Source organism: Chryseobacterium carnipullorum, assembly GCF_900142785.1.
Lineage (GTDB): Bacteria > Bacteroidota > Bacteroidia > Flavobacteriales > Weeksellaceae > Chryseobacterium > Chryseobacterium carnipullorum.
In genome coordinates, this window is sequence record NZ_FRCD01000004.1 from 73,515 (window position 1) to 98,739 (window position 25,225).

Sequence of the window (25,225 nt, forward strand, 5' to 3'; positions counted from 1 at the left end):
ACCTCACAGAAAAACTTGTTGATAGTTTCCTAATTAGAATACAAAAAAGCATTGAGATCGAAACAAGTTAACAAGACTTTTATACTTCTAACCAGACAACTTTTCGGGAAGCATCATTCTATCTTCTAGAAAAATTCAATCCTATAATTGTTTTTAACCCTTTAAATGTTACGAACTTTAAAAAGTTTAGGATATTTTTTTCTAATTATGTTTTTGAAATTTTCATCATTATCTATTTATAATTTAGATCTTCATAAGTGATTTTTGATAAGGATATCACTGTGTACAAACAAAGGAAAAAATAAAAAGTTTAACAAAAAAGAATGCCCTCAATAGTCCCTCTAAAGAATAAACAATTATGAATCAAATAATTAAACAAGATCATTACATCCAGATATCAACATTTAAAAAAAATAATATGAATCAGAAATAAAACTATCATCCTGTTTTTGTTTAGTGTTTATTATTAAAATTTTACTCGTGTTTTATATCCCAAAATATTTTCCAAAGCACTATCATTTATTTGAATTATTCATGATTCGGAACGTTTAAAATTGTTATAAAAATCAAATTCATAATAAAAAAAAAACGTTATAATAAAAAACCATAAAAAGCTTACTACCAACAGTTTAAAAATCAAAAAACGTTAACTACTTGTAATTACGAATTATTTATTAACGATCTATAAAGTTACTTTTATAAGAATTCAGTTTTTATAAAGAAAATGATTCATCGACAAACCAAACTGATCAGGAAAAGGGAATAATCAATTATTTAATGAGTATCTAGCCTAGTTTAAAAACAACAGACTAGAAAATCACAATTAATGAAGTTGTTCAGAAATATTATTCTTACCAAAACGATATCTTCAACTTAAAAAAGATCTCGGAAAAACTGATACAGCTCAATCATACCTCTAACGACGAAAATCGTAGGAACTTAAAGCAAACGTCAGATATCCTGAATAATTTTATTATAAAAAATATTAATAAAAAAAATGAATACCATATAAACAGCCAGAAAAGAGAAGTACATTTTTAGTAAGTTTGATTTTTTTGACCATCATTATAATATATAGCAGAAAAAACAACCGAAAAGAAATTGCAAAAAGTCAGAAATTAATATTTGAAAAAAATCAAAAAATCCTTAGACAGGATCTTGAATTTCAAAATGAGAGAATTAAGAATTTATGAAAATATCAAACAAATAAAGAGGATAAAAAATATAGATATAGAAAAAAAAGTAAATAATCTGTTTTTCAAAATCAGCAACCTGATGGAAATTGACAAAAAAATTATGATCTGATGACCGAAAGCTCTGGTGGAAATGATCAGTTCATCCAAAAGCTTTCCACCCAATTTCCTTTTCTCACCAAAAAAGAATTAAAACGTGGTATCTATTTCAGAATGAATTTATCTTCAAAAGAAATCTCCGCTCTGAGCAATACAACCATTATTGCAGGTGAAAATTACAATATTCAACTTATCTTTAATACTTTAACAATAATCAATATTTATATTTAAAAAAAAACATTAGAATTGTTTAAATACATAGAGATAATTTAATTAACTTTAAAGATGCAAATTGAACCGTAAAACGACATCGTCATGAAAAAAATATTTCTTATGGTTTTATATTTTAGCAGGCAGATACATTTTACTTATGAATATCAGTATGAAAATAGAAGTAAAAATATTCAACCTGTAGCACCCAGGTGTGCAGAACAGGACATTCCTTTTTATTCCTGTAAAAAACTCATCTCTCATTATTTTAATACAACATTAAATGATACCAAAAGCAAAACTCTTTTTCGTAACCTCATGTCTGAAAATTGTTTCAATATAAAAATACACTCTTTACTACATTCCTTTTGGCTGTCAGCAATCAGGGCTCCACCTCTTTTATTCAGATGAAAATATAATATACAGATAATCAGTTCAATTAATTTAATTTTTATACTTATGAAAAAAATCATGTTATTACCAATTGTCTTCTGCTCCTGTTTAGCAATCGCTCAGGTAGGGATAAACACATCAGTTCCTAATGCTACCCTTGACGTCACAGGAGTGCCCAATGTCACGACTACACCAGACGGCGTGATCGCTCCGAGGCTTACCGGTGATCAACTAGCAGCAAAAGATAATGCTTATGGAACAGCTCAGACAGGCACTTTGGTTTATGCAACAGCTGCTGTAACCACTCCTACAGTAAAAACAGCAGCAGTCACACAAGCCGGTTATTATATGTTTGACGGAACCAAGTGGGGATATGCATTTGGTGGCAGCAGCACAGGAACGATTTCCCCAGGCCAGCTCGTATATTATCATGGCACAATCACGAACGCTACTGCTAACAATAACTGGATGAACTCTTATTTATCTGATCTACCTGTATTGGATGGAATTTTGAGACTGGACGGAATTTTCCAAGCCAGTTCGGTAGCAGGTCCTGGTACGGTATCATTTAACCCTAGGCTGGTGAATATCTCCAGTACCAATCAAAAAATATGGGTTGCGGAAATCTCGAGCGTAGACCGCTTTAACTTTGGAAATGTTATTTTGGGAGCCAGTGGCGGCTGGATCAATATCGATAATGGTATTTATCTTAATTATGGAGATAATATGACCTCAGCCAGTGTACCTTATGGCCTGACCGGAGGAACACCCAATAACAACAGTAATGAAGTAGTGGTATTGGACGTCATCTTAAACGGCAAATGGTACAGATGCTACTACTTTTTGGTCATAGATAATAAAAACCAAACCGCACCAGCAGGCTACACCAGAGAAGTTTATTTATCCATCCAGAGACTGTACTAATGTTTTTTCGGAAAAGGAAGTATTTATGATGGTAAAGACTACCGATTGAGCCCCATGTTTCTAATCTATATAAAGTGATATAAAATCTTGGGGCTTTTTTTATTTATGATGCTTTTACCTGACTTTTCAAATGGTACGTATATACATTATACGGCAATATTCTTTTAGCTAAGTTTTTTGAAATAATACAACCGATTAAAACAGGAAAAAACAAAGCGTAGCCATTCGGAACGAGATTACAAACCAGGAAAAGTGCTGTAAAAGGAGCATCAATGGAGGCTGATAAGGTAGCCGCCGCTCCTACCAAGACAAAATTTAAATAAATAAGGGAGGTTTCGAAGAACGTATTACAGAAAAGAGCAAATGTAAATCCCAGAAAAGCACCAGCTACAATACTAGGCGCAAAAACGCCCCCGTCTCCCCCAGATCCGAGGGTTAATGAAGAAGCCAAAGGCTTTAAAAAGATCAGCAAAATCAGAAATACAAAAGAATAGCTTTGGGGATGAGTCAGAATTTCAGAAAGAGAATGATAGCTGTCTCCGTATAAAAATGGAAAACAAAAAATCATAGTTCCCACAAGCAAAGCACCAAGATTCACTCTTAAAAAATTATTCGGAATTCCTGAAAAAAAGTCTTTAATTTTAATAACCAATATGGTAAAATAAACTGACAAAATACCTCCCAATGCACTCAGGATTACAAAAAACGGAACCGCCATCCATTTCCAATCTGTAATCTCAAAGGAAAGCAAAGGTTCGCTTTTAAGGAAATAAAGAAAAATGCCTGAAATAAGAGCTGATGTCGTACAACTGATAAAAAGGGTTTTATTGAATTTTCTGGCAATCACTTCCATGGCAAATAGCCATCCCACAAATGGACTTCCAAACAAAATAGAGACCCCGGCCACAACACCCGCGCAGATCAGCTCCAATTTATAAATATTAGCAGAAAACTGTCTTTCATAGACTGCATTTCCGAGAGTCGCCGTGGCAACAACCGTAGAAACCTCAATTCCGGTGGAACCACCGAAGATCACCGTCAAAAATCCATTAAAATAATGAGATGGAATTTTAAACAGTGGCAAATGATCTTTTCTCTGATCCACGGTTTTGTAAATTTCAGTAATCCCTTTATTCTTTCTGTTCCTGAAAAGGTATTTTCGTAAAAAATAAATAGCCGTAATTCCTATGGTTGGAAGAAAAATAAAGAATACAGAATTGGTATTTTCGGCAAAATGAAATATGTTTTTTTGAAAATGCTCTGTGATCAACTTCAATGAATATCCCAAAAAGGATGCACAGATACTGATTAAAATGGAAACCAGCACTTATCTGAAATAGTGGTGTCTTTGTATTATTTTCCTTTTCATTACCTTATTGGATTCAAATTTTTGCAAAATTAGTTGTTATGCAAGTGTATTCAAAAAAAATAATGTATCAAATACTCTGAAAGTTGATTTAAGTCAGAATAATAATTATTTTACTTATCAATCTGTAGTTCCTATTATATCTCTTTATTTTACATACAGCTTATTACCAGAGAGATAGAATGAAATATTTATTTTTTAAGCTAAAAAAACAACAGGACTGGAAAAAAGTCGCGTAGTTTCTGAAAATCAGAACCCCACGATTCTTACCTATATAATTTTTTTCCAAAAATTCAATAATCCATTAAATGCAGTCCCTGTCAAATCAAAACTACCAGGAATTTCATCCCATTTGCTCCAATATGTAACCAAGCGTGTTCCAACAGGAGTTGTATCAAGCTGCTCTTTGACGTATTGTGAATAAGAATAATATAAATCTTTATCCGGCATTATCTTATCGTCAATTGAACCAATTGTGTCCATATTTTCGTAGAAAGAATTAAAAAAGTAGAAAGCATCATAATCAAAAAAGGAAATTTCATTGATATTGGAGTGTATAAATTCTACATTGGTAATTTTATAACGGTCAGCTATTTTTTTTGATATTTTAGTAAGAGAAGCTCTTTGCTCAACCCCAAAAAACATTCCTTTTGTGGAAGCCGCTCCAACCAGACAAAATTTTCCGACACCGGCACCGATATCCAATATTTTACTATCAGGCTTTTCAGCGAGATAATCAGCCGCCATTTTGGCAACATCTACAGGGGTCCAGTGTTGACTCGCCAATTCTCTTATGTGATTTGGATAAAGTTCATTAAAAGTACTGTCTTTAACTTCTATATTGAGTTTGAGATGTTCAAAAATCATAACATAAATTTTTCTTTGCCGCAAGTAATTTTTAATATAATAAAAATAATCGGATTAACCTACAAACTGATGTTAAAAAAGTAAAATTGACAGGCAGATCCCACAACAATATGACTGATAAAGCATTTTTGGTTTTTCTGTTTTAGTAAATAAGAACGTAACAACGTCCACTCTTGAGATCTTCCCCACCATCATGGCTTCTCATCTTTAAGCCGATCCACTTAAAGAGATTAACTTTATTAACATTTAAATTGATCCTTAATAGTGTATAATTTTCACCCATTGATTAGTATCAATGACAATACCATCTTAATGGATCGTGAGCCGTACAAACATTTTTTTTGAGCCGTACATGCAACGCTTATTTTCTTTGAACATTTAATTTTGTCTTTATGAAAAGTGCGATCTTTCATAACCGCCATACTGACCCGTTATTACTCTCCTATCCTGCACTAATATTGTCTAAGAATATTAAACAATGTCTTTTCTATACAAGCTTTTTTAAGTATTTTTACCTCACATTGATCTATGAGAAAAATCTTACTTGCAGGAATTTTGACTTTAGAAGGATTTCTAACCGTCAATGCACAGTGCACAAGTGTATCCGCAATTACAGAAAATTTTGATAGCTGGAAGGATATCAGCAAATGCTGGACTGCTCAACAGGGAAAAGCCATGCTGTATGCCAATGATAAAAGAATTATATTTTATTCGATGAGCAGCCCGGGAGAAAACATGTACCTCATTACTCCAAAAATCAAAGCTGGAACCTATACGCTTTCTTTTGATATATCCGACAACGGAGGAGAAACTACGCTTGAAATGTTCTCCATCAACAACCCATCGGATTCAAAATCATATGTTTCAATCGCTAATCCCTCAAAAATAACGGGAGATAAAAAAAGATTTGATATCTACTTAAAAAAAGATTCAAGTTTGGGTCTGAAAGTTTTGTTGAATGGAGTTCATCAGGCAGTGTATGTGGATAATTTTTCCCTTAAACCAAAAAAATAAACGCTTAGAGTGAATATTTTAGAAGTCTTATTAATCCAGAATAAAACATTTCGATGGCACCTTTACTCTCCGAAGTCTCACAGCTTTGGAGATTTTTATTCTTCATTACTTCTGTAAATAAATTCTATTCAAATACAGGAAGCTCAATGTCATCTTTAGTCACCTCTTTTTCTTTACTCCTCAACAGTTTGCTCACCATCTTGACAGGACGACTGGCTAAAAGGGCCGCTGCCTTATTCACTACGGTAACGCCAAGTTTTGATTTAGGATGTGCCAACCAGGGAACTCCAGGAGGTAACTTCTGAACTTTTTCTACAAATGGACGCATCCGTTTTTCATACGCTGCAAATGCATCTTCGTGGTGGTCATGACGTGAAAGTTCACCCGCCAATAAATAGGCCCCCACCATAGCTAATGTAGTTCCCATCCCTGTTAAAGGGGTCGGGCAATAAGCAGCGTCACCAATCATGCCCGCCCGGCCATCGAACCATCGGGGTGCTTTCACCTGACTGATGCCATCAAAATACACTTCGCTGTTATTATCGATTTCTTTCATCAATCGTTCCGCTTCCCATCCGGCACCCGAAAGTTTCTCCTTCAGCACTTTTTTTTGTTCACGATCCGATTGACTGAGATATCCTTTATCATCCGATAGAAAGCTGAAGGAAGCCCTTATCGTACCATGATTGTCGGGACGCAGAAGCATTACCCGCGATCCAGGTGCTGTATACCAGCGTGCCCATTGCGTATCGCTTTCCAGTCTGGGTATCGTATACCATGCATTATAATGCCCTAAAAATTTTAATTCCGGCTCATCCCCAAAAATTAATTTTCTCGTGGCAGACCGAACTCCATCAGCAGCAATCAATAAGTCGAACGATCCACTTTCGTTATCACTGAATGTAACCTCAACTTTATTGGGTCCCTGATGTATGGCTGTAATGTATTTCCCAAAAACATAGTGTACATCATTCTTAGTGTGTTCATATAAGATATTCACCAAATCACCTCTGAGTATTTCGGCTTCACTCGTAAAACTGCCACTGCCTTCTGCTGGAAATTCAGCTTCCACCTGATTATCACAGTTGATGAACTGTAATCCTATCTCTCCGGTATTGGCGGCAAGTATTTCTTTCTCAATGCCCATCATTCTTACGATGGCGCGCCCGGCTCCCCTGATATCCAGATTCTGACCGCCTAATCTCAACGATTGGGAACGCTCCACTATGGTTACCTCAAAGCCATATTTAGCCAGCCAAAACCCTAAGGTTGGACCTGCAATGCTTGCCCCGGAGATGAGTACTTTATTTTTACTATTCATTTCGTTTTTATGCTAAATTTGTAATTGATACAATGCCCTCACTTACTTTTTATACGATTTTTATCTGCCTTTTTTAAGTCCTCTGATTTTTGGGAAATCTCCTCCAGACTCAGGCCTTTATAATTTATAAATAGGTCATGATGGTGATTATCCAGTTTTTGTAATAGGAATGACAAGGAGCTAATGTTTACGTTTTAAGTATATAACTAAAAATACGAATACGTTTTAAAATGATGAAATTATTTTGAATATAAAAAAGACTGACTGTGAAAATATTATATTTTTTATAACGTATTTAAACAATTAAATGTCAAAAAATCTCGCTAAATTAACCTGTTGATTACCAATGCGCCACCCCTATGAAGAATTTTAAAGAAATAAGCTTACCTGATTTGTCACATACGACTTTATCAATGGCCTATCCTTCCGGACAAAAGACATTACCTGAATCAGGAATTGTCTTAGCAGCAGATGTGGGCGGAACTAAAACAGAACTGGCGCTTTTCCAGATAAAAAAAAAGAAACTGGTTGCCATCAAAAGTGAACGATACGCCACCACAGATCACAATTCATTCGTAAAGGCAATCCAGCATTTTCACGAAGATAAAACTTCTGTTATTGACTGCGCTTGTTTAGGAGTAGCCGGTCCCGTAGATGGTGATAAAGTCCGGGGCGTTAACTTCGCCTGGGAAATCGACGCCAAAAAATTAGAAGCTGATTTGGAAATAAAGAAGGTATTGTTAATCAACGATCTTCAGGCCAATGCTTACGGCCTGTCTGCCTTTAAAGCTTCCGACTTTGAAACAATTTCCAAAGGAGAAAAAAGCGAAGGGAATGCGGTCGTTATTTCACCGGGAACAGGTCTTGGTGAAGCGGGAATGTATTGGGACGGGGCCTATTATCATCCCTATGCCACAGAAGGAGGACATTCTAATTTTGCCCCAGGCAATGAACTGGATCTGGAATTATGGAAATTTTTACATCATAAATTTAAACACGTAAGCTGGGAAAGAGTGATTTCCGGACAGGGCATCAACAATATATATGATTTTTTAAGAAATTACAGGGGTGAAAAAGAACCCGGCTGGCTCACGGAACAGTTAAAGGGTGACAGCCCCTCCAAAGTCATATCTTCAGCAGCCATAGAAAAAAAGGATTCCGTATGTGTTGAAACCATGCTGCTGTTCTTAAAATACCTGGCTGTAGAATCCAGCCAACTGGCTTTAAAAGCAAAAGCGACCAGCGCAATTTATATTGGTGGCGGAATTCCTCCAAAAATTCTCAGTCTGATTGATAAAAAAGAATTTTATAAAAATTTCATCAACGTCGGACGAATGGAACACCTGCTAAAAACCATTCCCATTAAAGTCGTGCTTAATGATAAAACAGCTTTAATGGGAGCAGCTTACTATGCGGCAATGGGAATTTTGAAATGATAACAACTATTTATTTCGCCACTTTTTATACGCATTGATTAATCCGTTGGTAGAAGCATCGTGGGAATCTATTTCATCGTTATTATCCAGTTGTGGAAGTACATTGGTAGCTAACTGTTTACCCAGTTCCACGCCCCATTGGTCAAAGCTGAAAATATTCCAGATCACTCCCTGCACAAAAATCTTGTGTTCATACAGTGCCGTCAGTGCGCCTAACGAAAAAGGGGTAATCTCTTTAAGCAAGAAGGAATTGGTAGGCTTGTTCCCGGTGAAAACTTTAAACGGAATTAATTTTTCCATCTCTGATTCTTCCATTCCTGCATCTTTTAATTCGGCGGCAACCTGCTCTGCGGTTTTCCCGTTCATCAAAGCTTCAGTTTGGGCGATAAAGTTTGAAACCAATATTTTGTGATGCTCTCCGACAGGGTTATGACTGATTGCCGGTACAATAAAATCACAGGGAATCAAATGAGTTCCCTGATGAACCAATTGATAAAACGCATGCTGTCCGTTGGTTCCGGGCTCCCCCCAAACAATAGGTCCGGTGCTGTAGGTGACATCATTTCCATTCCGGTCGGTATGTTTTCCGTTGCTCTCCATATTTCCCTGCTGAAAATAGGCCGGAAAACGGTGCATATACTGATCATAAGGAAATATGGCTTCTGTTTCCGAACCAAAAAAATTGTTATACCACAACCCTATTAAAGCCATGATCAAAGGAATGTTTTCTTTAAAATCTGCCGTTCTGAAATGCTGGTCAGTTGACTCAGCGCCTTTAAGTAATTCTTCAAAATGATCATATCCTATGGTGAGCGCAATGGAAAGTCCGATACTGCTCCAAAGACTGTAACGACCGCCTACCCAATCCCAGAAAACAAACATATTTTCGGGATCAATTCCAAATTTTTCCACGCCTTCCTTGTTAGTGGAAAGAGCGACAAAATGTTTAGCGACAAATTTTTCATCTTTAGCCGATTTTAGGAACCAGTCACGGGCTGTTTGTGCATTGGTCATTGTTTCCTGTGTGGTGAACGTTTTGGAGGCAACCGTAAAAAGTGTTTCTTCAGGATCTAAGTTTTTTAAAGTTTCCACAATTTGAGTTCCATCCACATTGGAAACAAAATAGGCATGAATTCCCTCTATCCAATAAGGTTTTAACGCTTCGGTAACCATCACAGGTCCCAGATCACTTCCTCCTATCCCGATATTGACAATATTTTTAATTTTTTTCCCGGAATATCCTTTCCATTCTCCGCTATGAATTTTTTCACAAAAAGCCTTCATCTTCTCACGGGTTTCGCGAACTTCCGGCATAATATCTTCTCCATCGATACTCATAGACTGTTCTGAAAAATTTCGCAGGGCGGTATGCATCACGGCGCGGTTTTCTGTTCCATTGATTTTTTCACCTGCAAAAATGGCATCCATCGCATTTTTCACCTTACAATCTTCCGCCAGCTGCAGCAGTTTTTCAAGAGTTTCATCAGTGATGATATTTTTAGAATAATCAAAAAGGATCTCATTGAATGTAATGGACATTTTCTCAAACCTTTTGGAATCTTTTGTAAAAAGGTCTTTTATCTGAACGGTTTTTATTTCGGTATGGTGTGCCAGTAATGCTTTCCAGGCTGCTGTTTCTGTGGGATTTATTGTAGGAAACATTTTTTATTTTTTTACTATTAATATTTTACTTTCTAAGAAGCTTTGCTAAGATTAAGGAAGAATCTAAAAATTAAGAGCCTGTTTACATTTTAAAATTTTTCACCATCTATAAATAATCGGTCACTTTCATTGTCATTATCTATAAATTTTTACCATTAAGATCTTATTAAGAAGTGAAGAATATTAAGTTTAGCTTCGCTTTAAGATGTATTTAAAAATCTATTTGATTTTTCTTACTTAACCTTACCTTCTTCAATGTTCTTAAGGGTTTGGATGTTTATCAATTATTGAATAGAATGTAAACAGCCACTCTGTATTCTTATTTTTTGTCAGGCAGATTGATCCAGTGGAAGCCATCTTTTGCGATCAGAGCGTCTGCATTTTCAGGGCCCCAGGAGTTGGCAGGATAATTCGGGAAGTTGTTCATTGTATTGTTTTCCCAATAATCAAGAACCGGCATGACCACTTCCCAGGCTGCTTCTACCTGATCTGCGCGCATAAATAAAGTCTGATCTCCTGAAATAACATCCAGCAAGAGGGTTTCATAGGCCTCCGGAGCATCTGTTTTTGTTTTCGCTGAATAATCAAATACCATATCTACCGTATTTAAATTCATTTCAAGACCTGGTATTTTGCTTTCGAGTTGAAATCTGATCGCCATATCGGGTTGTATACTGATGATCAATCGGTTCTGTTTTAGAACATTTTGCTCTCCGTTATTGAACATATTGTGAGGAACTTCCCGAAACTGTATGATAATATGCGAAGCTGATTTAAAAAGTCTTTTCCCGGTTCGCAGATAAAAAGGAACGCCTTGCCAGCGCCAGTTATCGATATTAAATCTCATCGCGGCGTAGGTTTCGGTGTTAGAATCCGGGGCTACATCCACTTCTTCACGATATCCGGAAACTTCTTTTCCTTGTACCCAACCCGGACCATATTGTCCTCTCACCGCCATTGTATCAATTGTTCCCGGTACAATTTTTCGTATCGCTTTCAAAACATCTACTTTCCGGTCACGCACAAGATCGGCATCAAAGTTAACAGGCGGTTCCATGGCGATGATGCACAATAATTGCAGCAAATGATTTTGAATCATATCTCTCAAAATTCCGGAATGGTCAAAATATCCGCCTCTGTCTTCTACCCCAATCTGTTCGGTAACAGAAATCTGCACATGTTCAATATGCGTACGGTTCCAAAGCGGTTCCATGATCGTATTGGCAAAGCGGAAAGCCATTACATTCTGAACGACCTCTTTTCCTAAATAATGGTCGATTCTGTAAATTTGTTTTTCATCAAAAATCGTCAGCAACTTTGTATTTAAAGCCTTTGCAGATTCGAGATCCCTGCCAAATGGTTTTTCAATAATGATGCGTGTGGTTTCCTTATTATTGTCTAATTTACTTTTTGAAATGTTCTCTGCGATGGTGCAAAATAAATCCGGCGAAACTGCGCAGTAATATAATATTGAAGGGTCTTGCTTCCACTCTTCTTTCAAGGTATTGATTTTTGAATCAAACTCATTGTAAGAAGCGACATCCTTGATATCCGATGCCTGATAAGAAATATTTGAAGAAAATTTTGCCCATTCCTCTTTTTTAGCTTTCCCTGTCCTGGAAAATTCATTAATTCCCGCTAATAAAGAATCGCGATATTTTTGATCGGTAAAATCGGTCCTTGAAGTCCCGATTATAGCAAATTGTTCAGGAAGCCGGTTTTCAAGAAAAAGATTGTATAAAGCCGGAATAATTTTTCGTTTGGTTAAATCTCCGTTACCTCCGAAAATAATGATAACAGTGGGATTTACTTTTATATTTGATAGGTTTGCCATTACTTAATTTTTATAAAAATTCTGATTAAAAAAACAATTTAATTTTTGCTGTTGTCCATCCATTCGGTATGAAAAACGCCTTCTTTCCCTTTCAGTTCATAAGTATGTGAGCCGAAATAATCACGTTGTGCCTGGATGAGATTGGTCGGCATATTTTCACTGCGGAAATCATCGAAATAACTTAATGCCGCAGAAAACGCCGGTATAGAAATACCGTGGGTCACCGCATCAGAAACGACAGTGCGAATGCCCGGAATGCTTTTAGTAAGACTTTCTGCAACGGTTTCATCCAAAAGTAAATGTTGCAGTTTAGGATTCTTGTTGAAAGCAGCATAAATATCTTCTAAAAATTCGGAGCGGATAATACAGCCCCCACGCCAGATTTTTGCAATCAAATCTAAATTCAGGTTATACTTAAACTCTTCGTTTCCCTGATAGAGCAAATGCATTCCCTGAGCGTAAGCGGAAACCATAGCAAAATAAAAAGCATCCTCCAGTTTATCCAGATAGTCACTCTTATTTTCCTGATACTGCATTTCGGTTACATCCGGATATATTTTCGAAGCCTGCACCCGCAGCTCTTTTAAACTGGAAAGATCACGCATCGAAACGGCAATGTCAATGATCGGAGTGGGAAGATGCAAATCCATGGCCGCCTGGGAGGTCCATTTACCTGTTCCTTTGGCTTTAGCTTCATCCCTGATACTATCCAGCAAAAGATGGTCTTCCCCCTCATTTTTGTACGTAAAAATATCAGTGGTAATTTCTAACAAATAAGATTTTAAGTGACCTTCATTCCATTTTTTATAGACTTCATGAATCTGGCTGTTGTCCATTTGAAGTCCTTTCTTCATGATTTCATAGGACTCAGAGATGAGCTGCATGATCGCATACTCAATTCCATTGTGTACCATTTTTACAAAATGACCCGCGGAACGATCTCCCATAAAACCAACGGTAGGTTCACCATTGACGTGAGCGGCAATTTTTTCCAGAATGGGTTTTATGATTTCGTAAGCTTCCTTATCACCGCCGGGCATCATGCTTGGACCTCTCCTGGCTCCTTCTTCACCTCCCGAAACACCCATTCCTACAAAATGAAGACCCTTATCTTCCAATTCTTTATATCTTCGTTCGGTATCGGTATAATGTGAATTCCCGCCATCTATAATGATATCTCCTTGATCCAAAACAGCCAGCAATTCTTTAATAACACTGTCGACGATTTCACCGGCAGGAACCAGCAACATCACCGTCTTCGGACTTTTAAGACTGTCGGTAAATTCCTTCAGATCTGAATATCCATGGATATTTTGATTGTTTAAATGATTAAGGGCATTTACTTTATCCAAACTGTTATCGTATCCGGCACAAGGGTAACCATGGTCGGCAATATTCTGTAAAAGGTTGGAGCCCATTGTCCCCAAACCTATCATTCCGAATGCGTTTTGATTTTTATTTTCGTGTTCCATCATATTATTATTTTCGAGTAAAATTTTCGAGAATTGTTTTCGTCGTTTCAAAGTCTTTGTGCAGGATACTATTAATTCCCATATTTTTAGCAGCATCTGCCAGCATTGGTCTATCGTCAAAATAAATACATTCATCGGGTTTAACCTGAGCGATATCCATTGCCATTTTAAAAATTCGCGGATCAGGTTTTCTTACCCCAACATAACAGGATGAGAAAAAGCCGTCAAAGACTTCATGTAATTTAAAAGTCTGAATCCGATATTCGTTAAGATCTACATTTTCATTACTGAGGGCAAATAAGGGCAAGTCGGTTTGTTTTTTCCATTTTTTCAGCCATTCCAGGAGGTCTGGCAATTCTGTAGATTGGGAAAAAATAAATTCTTTAAACTCCTCTTTCGTAAAATCACGAGGTTTATGAAATAAAACGGTATTTAAATATTGATCGAATGAAACGCTTCCTATCTCAAAAACATTGTAGATGAAATTGTGCAGAATATTCATTTCTTTAAAATCAAAATTAAAAATTTCCGCAGCCTTTTCCCGCGAATTGTAATCCCAGCCATTGGTAAGCAATACCCCACCAATATCCATAAAGATCACTTTTATTTTCGATACGTTAAACTCAGTCATTGTTTATTTTTTATGTTATTACTACCCGGAACCGCTACTGACAGCTTATTTAGTAAACCTTAGATTTCATCCACTAAGATTCTTCTTGAGATTTTCAGCATACTTTATTGAATTTTGCTCTAGGATGAACAGCTTAAAGAAATCCGTGGATCTCTTCTTCATTTCCCTTAACTGATCAACTTTTTTTAATGGTTTGCAATTTCCATCCATTATTAAAGTCTGCGCAGATCATTATTTTCCAAATCCTGAATTTTTTTCAATCGGCGAAGATGTCTTTCTGCTCCAATAAACCGGGCATTGAGAAACGCCAGAACCAACTCTTCTGCACTTGCATAGCCCGTCACACGACCACCAAGACAGATTAAATTCATATCATCATCTTCTACCCCCTGGTGCGCCGAGAAATAATCCGTAATTAAAGCCGCTCTGACACCGGAAATTTTATTGGCCGCCACACAGGCACCGACTCCACTTCCACAAATGGCGATGCCGCGGAACACTTCTCCGGCAGCTACCGCTTTTGCAAGTGGAATCACATAATCCGGAAAGTCATCTGTATTATCGAGTTTCATTGCGCCATAATCTATCGGTTCAAATTGATTTTCAACTAAAAAAGACTTCATTCTTTCTTTGAGTTCAAAACCGCCGTGATCCGCGCAAATACCTATTTTTCTCAGTACTTTTGACATTTTTCTTTTTTTATTGAGTTCTGAAATGATTTTTTAACAGAAAAGGATCTATACTAAGTTCGTGAAAAAATTTATTCCTTCTTCAAAAACAAATCTTTCGCTTTTTTTACTACATTTTCTACGGTGAATCCATATTCTTTCATCACTTCTTCTGCCGGTGCAGATTCTCCAAACTTGTCTATTCCGATCACATCACCATCGTCGGTCGTATATTTCATCCAGCCCACCGGAGACCCTGCTTCTACCGCCAGTCTTTTTCTGTTTTTCTTTGGTAAAACCTGTTCCTTATAAGCATCAGTCTGCTGATCAAATAAATTCCAGCATGGCATACTTACCACTCTTGCCTTAATGTTACTTTTCTTTAATTCCTCCTGTGCTTCAAGGATCAAATGAACTTCTGATCCGGTGGCAATAAGAATCATATCCGGTTCTCCCTCTGAATCTGAAAGAATATAAGCCCCTTTCTCGAGGTTTTTCGCGCTTGCATATTTGTTTTGATCGATCACCGGAATTCCCTGGCGGGTTAATGCAATAGCGACTGGTCCATCTTGATGTTCAATGGCTACGCGCCAGGCCTGTGCCGTTTCGTTGGCATCCGCTGGTCGGATAACAGTCATATTGGGAACCGTTCGTAATCCAATCAATTGTTCTACGGGCTGATGGGTCGTTCCGTCTTCGCCAAGAGCAATACTATCGTGGGTAAACACCATAATCTGACGTATTTTCATGATGGCAGCCAACCTAAGCGGTGGACGCATATAATCTGAAAATATTAAAAATGTGGCTCCATACGGAATTAAGTAATTACTGAGAGCCATTCCGTTGAGGATTGATCCCATTGCGTGTTCACGGATTCCAAAATGAAAATTACGTCCGTCACGATCTTTCGCTGAAAAGGATTGGTAAGCCTCAAGAACGGTATCGGTGGAAGGGGATAAATCCGCGGAACCTCCGATCAACTGTGGTAAATATTCTGCAATCGCATTCAGTGTTTTTCCTGAAGCTTTACGGGTGGCTATTTCCTCACCGGGTTCAAATACGGGAAGCTTTTTTTCCCATCCTTCGGGTAACTTTCCAGAAGCGATAGATTCATATTCTTTGGCAAGATCTGGATGTCTTTTCTTATAATTTTCATAGAGTTTATTCCACTTATCTTCATTTTCAGCAGATTTTTTTCCTGCTTCATGATAAAAGGCTGAAACGTCATCAGGGATCACAAAATTCTGATCAGGATCAAAACCGAAATGTTCTTTCACCAGACGAACCTCATCTTTCCCTAAGGGTGACCCATGTGCAGCAGCAGAATTCTGTTTATTAGGACTTCCGTACCCGATATGGCTGCGGACTTTTATCAGTGACGGACGTCCGGTTTCATTCTGTGCATTCTTTATCGCATTGGACAAAGCTTCCAGATCATTGATGTCCGGCAGATCCTGCACATGCCATCCGTAGGCTTCAAATCTTTTAGATACGTCTTCATCAAACGCTAGATCAGTATCACCTTCTATCGTAATATGATTGCTGTCATAGAAATAAATCATATTTCCCAACCTTAAATGGCCTGCTAATGATGCAGCTTCGGCTGAAACGCCTTCCATCAGATCACCGTCACTGCAAATTGCATAAATTTTATAATCGAAAATATTGAAATCCGGTTGATTATAACGTTCAGCCATATATTGCTGGGCAATGGCCATTCCTACTCCATTGGCAAATCCCTGCCCAAGCGGACCTGTTGTTACTTCAATTCCGGGAGTAAGTCCGTATTCGGGATGACCTGCGGTAATGCTGTGTAATTGTCTGAAATTTTCAATGTCTTTCAGGGTAATATTGTAACCGGTCAAGTGCAGATAACTATACTGCAACATACATGCATGACCACAGGAAAGAATAAATCTGTCACGGTTTGCCCATTCTGGATTTTGAGGATTATAATGCATGAACTCGGACCATAATATATGACCTAATGGGGCTAAGGCCATGGGCGTTCCGGGATGTCCGGAATTTGCTTTTTGTACGGCATCGGCTGCCAAAACTCTTACGGTATCAATACTTTTCTGAATTAAATTTTTATTCTCCATTTTTATATTTCTTTTTTTACTTATTTTTCCGCTTTTACGAAGATTACAATTAAATAAAGCGTCTGTCGTTACTGACATCATTAAAAGACATTCGATAAAAGTTCCTCACTTATTTCGAATTTATACGGGCAAAAAGATAGGGGTAAACATCAAAATAAATCTTGTCAATGCACGTTGAAGCTGATGATTTAAAAAATCTGACCTCAACAGTTTTGTGTATCATGATTGGTTAATTTTATACTAACGAATGCTGCCTATACTATTTTTTTTTATCTATCTGAATTAAATAAAAAAATAAAATAAGTAATGTACTACTCTGGATTTTACATCAAAACTGTGACCATTTTAAGATCTAACTTTCAGTTTTTTATTGCCAATCGAAAGATTCTATTTTACTTTCTATTAATCCCTGGCTCAGCGCTTAACTCATTATGAATTTTTTAAAAAAAGTAAAGCAACTGTTGTCAGTTGCTTTTATTGTTCAGATTATTTTTTAAGATAAGAAACTCTCCATACAATGCCACTTACATCATCAGCCACCAATAAGGATCCGTCCGCAATCTGAAGCACCCCTACAGGTCTCCCATAGACATCGCCTTTAGCTTCATTGGAGATAAAACCAGTAAGGAAAGGTTGGTAAGGTCCTGAGGCTTTCCCGTCCTTAAAAGGAACAAATGCGACCTGATAGCCTACCAGCGATGAACGGTTCCATGAACCATGCTGTCCGATGAAGGCTCCGTTTTTATATTTTTCAGGAAACTGAACTCCGGTATAAAATGTTAACCCTAAAGAGGCGGTGTGGCTTCCCAAAGGAACATCCGGAACAATTGTTTTGGCTACCAGATCAGGCTTTTCGCCCTTTCTTCTGGGATCTTCATTTTTCCCGAAATAGGCATACGGCCAGCCATAAAATGCATTTTGTTTCACACTGGTAAGATAGTCGGGAACCAGTTCATCGCCTAATTCGTCTCTTTCATTCACTACGGTCCACAATTCTCCGGTTACAGGATTCCAGCTCATTCCCACCGGATTTCTGAGTCCTGCTGCATATATTTTCTCGCCGCTTCCGTCAGGGTTTACTTCCAGAATATTCGCTCTTCTCACTTCATTTTCCATTCCGTTCTCGCCCACATTACTTCCGGAGCCAACCGTAATATAAATTTTAGACTGGTCTTTATTGGTAATAAGATTTCTGGTCCAGTGGTTGTTGTAACCTCCTGCAGGCATATTAACGATCTTCTTTCCAGGTTTTGTTAATTTTGTTTCTCCGGCTTTGTACGGATATACCCACAGACCGTCTGTATTGGCTACGTAAAACTGATCTTTGATAATGAGCATTCCATAAGGCTGGTTTAAGTTGTCTAAAAATACAAACGACGATTCTGCCACTCCATCTTTGTTGGCATCTCTGTAGAGGATGATCCTGTTGGCAGATTTTCCATCAACTTCAGCGCCACTTTTTCCACTCACGTCATTTTTTATTTTTTCTGTGGCGGAACGCTCTGAATTGGAAAGCACCACGAAAATGTCTCCATTTTCGCCCTGGATCATATTTCTGGGGCTTTTAATGTTTTCAGCAAAACGGGTTACAGTAAAACCTTCAGGAGCGGTCGGAGCTTTGTCCTTGGGCCATCCTATAACGTTACTGAATTTGTTTTTGGAATTTTTTTCGTCAGGCGGAGGCAGTTTTAAGGTATCGGTCTGTGTGAGAACTTCAGCACCGTCTGCCCCTTTTTCAGACTTATTTTTTTCTTTGCAGCCGACCATAAGCAGCACTGCTGCCGGTAAAAGATAATTTTTCATAATTTTTTGAGATGTGATGTTTAAAATTACTATCAATACAAATATCAGACCTCATCATTTATCATTTAACGACCTATGGATTAAAATTGTGCTTTAACACCCAATACAAAATTTCTTTTAGAGGCCGGATTATAATGCCGGTTCCCAAAAGCATTGATGTCAAAGCCTAAAACATAGTCATTATTGTAAAGATTCTGAATTTGCAGGTACACATTCAAGCTTGCTGTATCAAGATCTACCGGAACCCGGAATTGAATATTTCCGATCAAGCTTGGATCAGACCAAACGGAACTTGCATCATTTAAAGGTATTTTTGAAGTATAGAAATGGGAATAATCAACAAAAAGTTTTTTAAAAAAGGTAAAATTCATTAAGCCGTTGAGGGTTGTTCTTGGCACTCCTGTCAGATCATTCCCTGAAAAATCTCTTTCGTTTTGACGGTAGTTTTGAAATGTAAAGCGGTAAAATGCACCCGAAAACCTAAATTTGATCTTACTGAGAACATCATTTTTCAAATCAAAGTTCTTTGATTCAAGCAGAACCTCCAGGCCTTTCTGAACTGTTTGCCCTGCATTGACAAAGTATTCCTGTCCGGCTTCATTTTGCCTTCTTACAATGGCATCTTTCATCCGGAAGTCAAAATAACTTCCTTCCACAAAAATAGAATTCCCAAACTGCTTTCTAATGCCGAATTCTTTATTCCAACCGAATTCAGGATTCAGATTGATATTAAATTCCTGAGTGGAGGAACGTATTTCTTCATTGGTGGGTGCCGAATTTCCTTTCCCCATCTTTCCTCGTATTGAAAAGCCTTTTCCCAGCATATAGGTGATTCCAACATTCGGAAGCCATTGATTCTTAAATACTGCTCTGTTATTTTCTGACTGCGGATAAAGCCGTTCCCACTGATAGGCATTGGAATTGAGGCTGACCGAAATATCAGTAAATAGTTTTGAATTAACATTGAATTTCTGTGACAGAAAATAGAAGCCTGAAGTATTTTTGATCCTGTCAAAATTTTGCGGGCTGCCTTCATATCCTTTATTATTATCATAGTTTTTAACTAAAATATCGTTAATCCCGCCTTCGAATCCGAATCTGTAGGCTAATGAAATGTTGTTCCAGTTTTTCTCGTAATTCAGGTGTGTCCGTAGCGCAAAATTCTTTTCAAAACGGTTCTCAAAATTGGTAATGAAGGGATTTTCAAAATCAACATAGGAACCCTGAATTAAAATAAAGTGGGAAAAATTCGGACTGAAATTATATTCGTTTGAAATTCCGGCTAACACCATTTTATTGCGAATCCCTGTGTTTTGCACCACAGCACCGGGAAGCGCGGGAGTTCCCGGTCTTGCCTGTTTTCTGTCAATCTGCATTTGCTCCAAAGTCAATCCGCCGGGGATCTGGTACTCAAGATCCGTATACATAAGCATCGCTTTGAGTGATCCCTTTTCTGAATACTGAAAACGATCTTTGATGAAAATCTGCTTCCGCTGTACTCTGGATTGTTGCCTGTAGGAATCTGTTTGATAATAATTCTGAAAAACCTCTGCAAAATGTTTTCCGATCTGTTCTGACCAATCAAAACTCTGATTAAAAGTTCCATAACTTCCGATGGATACATTAGAAGATAGGTTTTCCGAATCTTTAGTTTTAAGAAGAACAGTGCCTCCAGTAACCGCACCATAGTCTCCACTTTCCGGACCTTTGTAGATTTCCATTCTGTCAATGAGTTCGGGAGAAATCACGTTGAAATAGGTATTTCCTGATGCATCGGACAAAATAAAATCATCGAGATAAACTTTTACATTCCGGACGCCAAATGGCGACCTCAAAGTACTTCCCCGAAGAGAGATTCTATAACTTCCCGGCGAGCGTTCCTCCATTCTTGCGCCTGCCATCTGATTGATGGATTCCAGCATTCGTTCGGGGGTATTTTGACTGAGTACATTTTCAGAAACTACGGAAACAGACTTTGTGGAAGAGATAAAGCTTGCCGGTTTTTTGTAAGCATCGATTGTAACCTGTGATATCAATGTTGCCGAATCTCTTTTTTGAGACCATACAAACGGAGCATACAATAGAGGAAGGAAAAGGTATATTTTTTTCATTGTATCAGGTAAAGCAAAAATTATACTTTTTCTTTATAAGATGATCTTTCTTTTTGACCTGTTCAATTGTATATTGTAATTACACTGAATACTTCTCTATTAACGGAAGGAAGGATTTTTTAGATTTAAGGTTTCTTTTTTTCAGATGAAGGGCATTCTTCCACCCTATTTATTTCTTTTGTTTCATTTTCATTGCTCTCAATTTTTATGTAAAAAAAATTTAATTCTTTTATCATTGGCTTTGTTTTTGCCAAACAAGGGTATGAAAACAATTTATATTTTAGAAGATGAGACAGGCATCAGAGATGCATTGCAGTTGCTCCTGTCATTTGAAAACTATGATGTACGTTCTTTCTCTACTGTAGAGGCATTCAAGAACCGCGATTTATCTGTAAACCCTGATATTTTTATTCTGGATGTGATGCTTCCTGACGGATCAGGAACTGAAGTATGCAATGAACTGAAGAAAGAACCGGCTACCTCCCATATCCCAGTGATGATTATCAGTGCTCATGCAAAAGCTGATCATATCATCAAATCATGCCATGCTGACAATTTCATTGCTAAACCTTTTGATATCGATGATGTCCTTGTAAAAATTAAAAATCTGACTCATTAATTAAAGAGCTCTATCGTCTAGAGTTCCAATATTCTAAACATTAAAAAAAAGCAACACCGCTTACATTATTTGTAAACGGTGATTTTGTAACTCATCATTAATTTTTACATAGAAATTTTCCTACCAGATTTTCAAGAGCCATCAGATCAAAAGGCTTAGCGATGAAATCATCGGCTTCTGCTTTTTTTGCCAGTGCGCTGATGTCACTATTGGCGCTGATATAGATCACAGGAATATTTTTATATTCTTCTTTTTTTCTAAGGAGTTTAAGGGCCTGAATTCCTCCTATATTGGGAATCCAGTTATCCATTAAAATTAAATCCGGCTGGAAGCTTTCTACTCTTTCGAGTATGTCATGTGAAGTTTCAGAGATTTCAACTTCATATCCATTTTCAGCAAAAATGATTGTAAAAACATCTAAAATTGTTTTTTCATCATCAAAAACCAAAATTTTCTTTTTTCTATTCTCCATTTTTATATTTTATATCTGCGTTAAAGAAATACACTAATCAAGAAAAAACCTTGTCCTTATTTCAAAGCTTGATGATTAGTTTTGTCCAATTTTTACATTTTGAGGTAAAGTAAACCAGAATGTACTTCCTTCTCCTTTGGTACTGTCTACGCCAATTTTACCTGAATGTTTTTTAATAATTTCAGAACAGATATAGAGTCCCAACCCAATTCCTGAATAGGATTTCCCTAAATGATTGGAACGGTAATACCGGTCAAAAATATGGGGTATTTCCGATTGCTGTATTCCCGGTCCAAAGTCCTTGACAGAAATTTTAACATGATCGTTGACCACCTGGGTAGAAATATGGATCTCTTTAGAATTCTTTGCATATTTGATGGCGTTATTTACGAAATTAACAACCACCTGTTCTATCCTGTGTTCATCAGCATAAATATGCAGACTACTGTCACTATTGACAATGATCTGATATTCATTCTCTAAACGAACGTGGCTGCAGCTTTTATGCAACATATCATGCAGATTAAAAGTATTGCATTCCAAATGCAACTGATCCTGCCCCATTTTACTCATATTAAGGAGATCGTCAATAAGCACGCTCATCTTATCAATTCCTTTATTGGACTGCTCAATAAGTTTCACATGAATATCGGAATAGGGACGTTCTTTAATACGGTTCAACAATTGTATGGAAGCTTTCACAGCGGTAAGAGGTGTTTTCAGCTCATGGCTTGCTACACTGAGAAAGTCATCTTTGCGCTGTTCAATAAGTTTTTTATCCGTGATGTCAGCCGTCATTCCAATCATTCTGTTGGCAATACCGTTTTCATCATATCTTGGGCGGCCATGGGCCTGTATCCAGTGAATGCTTCCATCTCTCCATTTTATTGGGTATTCGGCTTTATAAATTCCGTTGGTCTGTATGGCTTCCTGTACCAAAGCTCTTATCTTGTCGCGATATTCCGGAAAAATGGCATCAAAAAGATCCGAATAATTAAATTCTTCTTCAGGTAAGTATCCAAAGTTATATTTAAACTGGTGGGTACTCTGCATGATCCCGGTCTTAAGATCGACTTCGGTTGAACCTAAACGGCTTGCATCTAACGCAATTTCTAAACGGTTGTTCATTTCAGTGACGGAATTCCTCGCGATGACCTGATCTGTGACATCATTGGCAACAATCAATATGGAAGTACTTTTATTATTCTCATCAAATATCGGTTGGTAGACAAAATTGAGATACCGGTCAACCAGATTTTCATTTTCTGTTATAAGGGCTTTAATTTCCTGTCCGTAATAGGGTTCTCCTGTATGATAAACTTCGGTTAAAATTTCAATAAAAGGCTGCCCCTCCAATTCAGGAAGCGCCTGTATTAAGGGAAGTCCAATAACAGACTTATCTTTATTCCATATTTTTAAAACCATCTCATTTACGATATCAATCTCAAAATTTTCTCCTTTCAGAGAGGCCATGGCAACAGGAGATTTTTCGACTAAGGTTTTAAAACGTTTTTCATTTTCAGCAAGACTGTGATTGGCTTTCAGCAATTGTTTTCTTGCCAACAGTAAGTCATTGTTTGCAGCATAGAGCTCATCATGTTTGGATATGAGATCTTCATTGGTTGTGAGATATTCTTCATTCAATGCAGAGAGATCATCGATGAGCTGCTGTTCCGACTTGAATTTTTCTTCCAGTTTATTTTGTGATTCTTTTCTTTCCGTCACTTCAAATGCGGTATGCAAAATAAATTCGGTATTACCCTGATCATCTAAAAAGGGCTTGTATTCAAAGTCAAAATAAAACTTTTGCATGATCCCGTCTACCTTGAGAATGGCAGGATAATCTCTGCCATTATATGTTTGTCCGGTGTTCCAGACTTCTTTCAATAGACCGGAAAATGGCTGATCATGAAGCTCCGGAAGTGCCTGGTCGAAGGTCTGTCCTACAACCTCCCTATTTTTGCCCCAGAACTTCAGCATTGCCTCATTGACACTAACAATGGTAATGTCCGATCCACTATAAATAGCAGTAGCATTGGGAGAATAAAAAAGTATCGACAACAATTTTTCGGATTGGATATAATCTGGAGAATTCATTTGAAGTATAAAAATTTTATTGTGCGGTCAAAAAGCTATTTTTAAGTTGATGTATATTCAATCAAAAATTGTTTGAGCAAAAGTCTGGCTGGATTGAAACAATATCAATTAACAAATATACAACGTAATTTGCCATTTTTTTCCAATCTTTTAATCGCGGCAATGTAATAATTAGATTTAACATAAGTAAAGATTACAAGATTAGGACTTTATAATTTGTTGTACAGAAAAACACTGGTAAGAAATTTAATTATATGAACAAAATTAAAATAACTCCAACTTCATCATCACTTCTATTACCTTTCTTTTTGTATATTAAGGTATGCAAAAAACAGGGATTCTATCTAGATTAAAGGAAAGATCCTGACATTTTTGTTGGTTACTTTACAATAATAGAGGCTTAACTCTTTGTTAAACCTCTATTGATAAAAAACATTTATATCCTTTATATGATAGAATTAAATGCTGTTTTAGCCTATCTTTTTTTCTCAAATACTCATTCTTGTTTCATTACCTTTTATTCCATGATACGTTTTTCCATGAAAGTTCTTTGAAGTATAGTATAAGTCTCTAAAATAGATATCTGTATCAATTTGATATTTTTCTACTGATTCTATGTTGATTTTCAGTTCTTTTGATTCCTGTTGGTAAGCTATTCTTTGTACCGATTTTTTCTTGCTGCATCTGCAATAGACATGATCATTTTTTACATGATCAGCCAGCTTTACAACTCTTATCTCAATATTCTCATAACTTTTATATTTTGCAAAAGTCTGATGATCTAAAGTAAACCAGGGTTCACCGTGATAAAAAAAATGATCTATAATATCAGGATGGTTAGAATGTCCTATTTCTGCTGGGGTTGACGAATAATATCCATTACATTGGGTGCAATATGCTACCTTTACTTTTACCGACATATGATATGATT

General features: G+C 37.0%; 19 protein-coding genes. 5 read left to right on the forward strand and 14 right to left on the reverse strand.

The genetic code is table 11. The features are described from left to right. Positions 1-1,304: 1,304 nt before the first annotated feature. Positions 1,305-1,523: a hypothetical protein gene (locus BUC06_RS05765; RefSeq protein WP_073330993.1), complete on the forward strand. Its 219-nt coding sequence runs from the start codon at positions 1,305-1,307 to the stop codon at positions 1,521-1,523. Positions 1,524-1,961: 438 nt separating this feature from the next. Beyond that, a complete protein-coding gene (locus BUC06_RS05775) occupies positions 1,962-2,819 on the forward strand; it encodes a hypothetical protein (protein WP_073330998.1) in 858 nt (285 codons plus the stop codon). Between the two features lie 103 nt (positions 2,820-2,922). On the opposite strand, the gene BUC06_RS05780 is transcribed toward BUC06_RS05775, so the two are convergent. Together BUC06_RS05780 and BUC06_RS05785 are read right to left on the reverse strand one after the other, a co-directional pair. After that, a complete protein-coding gene (locus tag BUC06_RS05780) occupies positions 2,923-4,095 on the reverse strand; it encodes a chloride channel protein (RefSeq protein WP_317041430.1) in 1,173 nt (390 codons plus the stop codon). 360 nt (positions 4,096-4,455) lie between these two features. Continuing rightward, entirely contained in the window at positions 4,456-5,052 is a 597-nt protein-coding gene (locus tag BUC06_RS05785; protein WP_073331000.1) for a class I SAM-dependent methyltransferase, read from the reverse strand. 528 nt (positions 5,053-5,580) lie between these two features. Between BUC06_RS05785 and BUC06_RS05790 the strand changes: the two genes are divergently transcribed. Continuing rightward, entirely contained in the window at positions 5,581-6,066 is a 486-nt protein-coding gene (locus tag BUC06_RS05790; protein WP_073331003.1) for a hypothetical protein, read from the forward strand. 124 nt (positions 6,067-6,190) lie between these two features. On the opposite strand, the gene BUC06_RS05795 is transcribed toward BUC06_RS05790, so the two are convergent. Beyond that, entirely contained in the window at positions 6,191-7,387 is a 1,197-nt protein-coding gene (locus tag BUC06_RS05795) for an FAD-dependent monooxygenase (RefSeq protein ID WP_073331005.1), read from the reverse strand. Between the two features lie 359 nt (positions 7,388-7,746). Here BUC06_RS05795 and glk point away from each other — a divergent pair, with 359 nt between their 5' ends. Beyond that, positions 7,747-8,823 carry a glucokinase gene (gene glk, locus BUC06_RS05800; RefSeq protein WP_083563984.1) on the forward strand — a complete coding sequence of 359 codons (1,077 nt, stop codon included), beginning with the start codon at positions 7,747-7,749 and terminating at the stop codon, positions 8,821-8,823. A 6-nt stretch (positions 8,824-8,829) separates the two neighbouring features. Here the strand turns inward: glk and pgi are convergent, their stop codons facing one another. From pgi to BUC06_RS05840, 8 genes are all read right to left on the reverse strand, one after another. After that, positions 8,830-10,485 carry a glucose-6-phosphate isomerase gene (gene pgi / locus BUC06_RS05805; RefSeq protein ID WP_073331010.1) on the reverse strand — a complete coding sequence of 552 codons (1,656 nt, stop codon included), beginning with the start codon at positions 10,483-10,485 and terminating at the stop codon, positions 8,830-8,832. A 319-nt stretch (positions 10,486-10,804) separates the two neighbouring features. Continuing rightward, entirely contained in the window at positions 10,805-12,319 is a 1,515-nt protein-coding gene (zwf, locus tag BUC06_RS05810) for a glucose-6-phosphate dehydrogenase (protein ID WP_073331013.1), read from the reverse strand. Positions 12,320-12,357: 38 nt separating this feature from the next. Then, entirely contained in the window at positions 12,358-13,794 is a 1,437-nt protein-coding gene (gene gndA / locus BUC06_RS05815; RefSeq protein ID WP_317041431.1) for an NADP-dependent phosphogluconate dehydrogenase, read from the reverse strand. 4 nt (positions 13,795-13,798) lie between these two features. Continuing rightward, the gene (locus tag BUC06_RS05820) at positions 13,799-14,422 is read right to left on the reverse strand and encodes an HAD family hydrolase (protein ID WP_073331017.1); all 624 of its coding nucleotides are present in this window, start codon (positions 14,420-14,422) and stop codon (positions 13,799-13,801) included. Between the two features lie 212 nt (positions 14,423-14,634). Continuing rightward, positions 14,635-15,111, reverse strand: coding sequence for an RpiB/LacA/LacB family sugar-phosphate isomerase (locus tag BUC06_RS05825; RefSeq protein WP_073331020.1), 477 nt, complete (start codon positions 15,109-15,111; stop codon positions 14,635-14,637). A gap of 71 nt (positions 15,112-15,182) precedes the next feature. Then, positions 15,183-17,192, reverse strand: coding sequence for a transketolase (tkt, locus tag BUC06_RS05830; protein WP_073331550.1), 2,010 nt, complete (start codon positions 17,190-17,192; stop codon positions 15,183-15,185). Positions 17,193-17,678: 486 nt separating this feature from the next. Then, positions 17,679-18,995: a PQQ-dependent sugar dehydrogenase gene (locus tag BUC06_RS05835; RefSeq protein ID WP_073331023.1), complete on the reverse strand. Its 1,317-nt coding sequence runs from the start codon at positions 18,993-18,995 to the stop codon at positions 17,679-17,681. 80 nt (positions 18,996-19,075) lie between these two features. Continuing rightward, positions 19,076-21,106: a TonB-dependent receptor gene (locus BUC06_RS05840; RefSeq protein WP_073331026.1), complete on the reverse strand. Its 2,031-nt coding sequence runs from the start codon at positions 21,104-21,106 to the stop codon at positions 19,076-19,078. A gap of 262 nt (positions 21,107-21,368) precedes the next feature. On the opposite strand from BUC06_RS05840, the gene BUC06_RS05845 reads away from it, so the two are divergent. Further along, complete coding sequence (locus BUC06_RS05845) at positions 21,369-21,725, forward strand: response regulator transcription factor (RefSeq protein ID WP_073331029.1); 357 nt, start codon at positions 21,369-21,371, stop codon at positions 21,723-21,725. 97 nt (positions 21,726-21,822) lie between these two features. Here BUC06_RS05845 and BUC06_RS05850 read toward each other — a convergent pair whose 3' ends face one another. The 3 genes from BUC06_RS05850 to BUC06_RS05860 form a co-directional block, all read right to left on the reverse strand. Then, complete coding sequence (locus tag BUC06_RS05850) at positions 21,823-22,197, reverse strand: response regulator (RefSeq protein WP_073331032.1); 375 nt, start codon at positions 22,195-22,197, stop codon at positions 21,823-21,825. A gap of 75 nt (positions 22,198-22,272) precedes the next feature. Then, entirely contained in the window at positions 22,273-24,294 is a 2,022-nt protein-coding gene (locus tag BUC06_RS05855; protein WP_073331035.1) for an ATP-binding protein, read from the reverse strand. A gap of 488 nt (positions 24,295-24,782) precedes the next feature. Next, positions 24,783-25,214, reverse strand: a complete 432-nt coding sequence (locus BUC06_RS05860; protein WP_073331037.1) for a hypothetical protein — start codon at positions 25,212-25,214, stop codon at positions 24,783-24,785. Positions 25,215-25,225: the final 11 nt, after the last annotated feature.

What these genes read in the sequence shown, in the direction of transcription:
- BUC06_RS05765 (WP_073330993.1), top strand. Translation starts at nt 1,305, where the DNA reads ATGACCGAAAGCTCTGGTGGAAATGATCAGTTCATCCAAAAGCTTTCC.
- BUC06_RS05775 (WP_073330998.1), top strand. Translation starts at nt 1,962, where the DNA reads ATGAAAAAAATCATGTTATTACCAATTGTCTTCTGCTCCTGTTTAGCA.
- BUC06_RS05785 (WP_073331000.1), bottom strand. Translation starts at nt 5,052, where the DNA reads ATGATTTTTGAACATCTCAAACTCAATATAGAAGTTAAAGACAGTACT.
- BUC06_RS05790 (WP_073331003.1), top strand. Translation starts at nt 5,581, where the DNA reads ATGAGAAAAATCTTACTTGCAGGAATTTTGACTTTAGAAGGATTTCTA.
- BUC06_RS05795 (WP_073331005.1), bottom strand. Translation starts at nt 7,387, where the DNA reads ATGAATAGTAAAAATAAAGTACTCATCTCCGGGGCAAGCATTGCAGGT.
- glk (WP_083563984.1), top strand. Translation starts at nt 7,747, where the DNA reads ATGAAGAATTTTAAAGAAATAAGCTTACCTGATTTGTCACATACGACT.
- pgi (WP_073331010.1), bottom strand. Translation starts at nt 10,485, where the DNA reads ATGTTTCCTACAATAAATCCCACAGAAACAGCAGCCTGGAAAGCATTA.
- zwf (WP_073331013.1), bottom strand. Translation starts at nt 12,319, where the DNA reads ATGGCAAACCTATCAAATATAAAAGTAAATCCCACTGTTATCATTATT.
- gndA (WP_317041431.1), bottom strand. Translation starts at nt 13,794, where the DNA reads ATGATGGAACACGAAAATAAAAATCAAAACGCATTCGGAATGATAGGT.
- BUC06_RS05820 (WP_073331017.1), bottom strand. Translation starts at nt 14,422, where the DNA reads ATGACTGAGTTTAACGTATCGAAAATAAAAGTGATCTTTATGGATATT.
- BUC06_RS05825 (WP_073331020.1), bottom strand. Translation starts at nt 15,111, where the DNA reads ATGTCAAAAGTACTGAGAAAAATAGGTATTTGCGCGGATCACGGCGGT.
- tkt (WP_073331550.1), bottom strand. Translation starts at nt 17,192, where the DNA reads ATGGAGAATAAAAATTTAATTCAGAAAAGTATTGATACCGTAAGAGTT.
- BUC06_RS05835 (WP_073331023.1), bottom strand. Translation starts at nt 18,995, where the DNA reads ATGAAAAATTATCTTTTACCGGCAGCAGTGCTGCTTATGGTCGGCTGC.
- BUC06_RS05840 (WP_073331026.1), bottom strand. Translation starts at nt 21,106, where the DNA reads ATGAAAAAAATATACCTTTTCCTTCCTCTATTGTATGCTCCGTTTGTA.
- BUC06_RS05845 (WP_073331029.1), top strand. Translation starts at nt 21,369, where the DNA reads ATGAAAACAATTTATATTTTAGAAGATGAGACAGGCATCAGAGATGCA.
- BUC06_RS05850 (WP_073331032.1), bottom strand. Translation starts at nt 22,197, where the DNA reads ATGGAGAATAGAAAAAAGAAAATTTTGGTTTTTGATGATGAAAAAACA.
- BUC06_RS05855 (WP_073331035.1), bottom strand. Translation starts at nt 24,294, where the DNA reads ATGAATTCTCCAGATTATATCCAATCCGAAAAATTGTTGTCGATACTT.
- BUC06_RS05860 (WP_073331037.1), bottom strand. Translation starts at nt 25,214, where the DNA reads ATGTCGGTAAAAGTAAAGGTAGCATATTGCACCCAATGTAATGGATAT.